The sequence below is a fragment of the Streptomyces fildesensis genome (assembly GCF_016107395.1).
GTDB classification, from domain to species: domain Bacteria; phylum Actinomycetota; class Actinomycetes; order Streptomycetales; family Streptomycetaceae; genus Actinacidiphila; species Actinacidiphila fildesensis.
In genome coordinates this window covers 1-337 of the sequence record NZ_JAAIKO010000228.1, presented here as the reverse complement: position 1 = coordinate 337, position 337 = coordinate 1, and the positions used below count along the sequence as shown (strand labels likewise).

Annotated in this window: 1 pseudogene; it reads right to left on the bottom strand. The window is 71.5% G+C overall.

Annotated features, from left to right (window positions below):
- Positions 1 to 337, bottom strand: a pseudogene (locus C6N31_RS42705) (magnesium-translocating P-type ATPase); the annotation flags it as partial.

Genomic DNA, 337 nt, shown 5'->3' with positions numbered 1-337 from the left:
CCTTGGTGACCAGCGTCGTCACACCCGCGCTGTCACGCACCACGGCGGAGACCATACGCCGGTCGTGATCGAACGGCAGCAACCCGAGCCGAGTACTGCCCGCCAGGGTCCCGCGGAGGCTCTGCGACGCGGCCGACTCCCACAGGGCCTCGTCCAGGGGATTGCCTCCCACCGCCGGACCGTCCGCACCGCCGCTCTCCGTGCACAGCAGGCCCCAGCGCAGCAGCGCGTCCGCCGTGGAACCGTCGGCGGGCAGCGCTCGCATGAAGTCGATGCGGCCGGCGGTCAGCGTGCCCGTCTTGTCGGTGAACAGCACATCGACGTCCCCGAGGTCCTC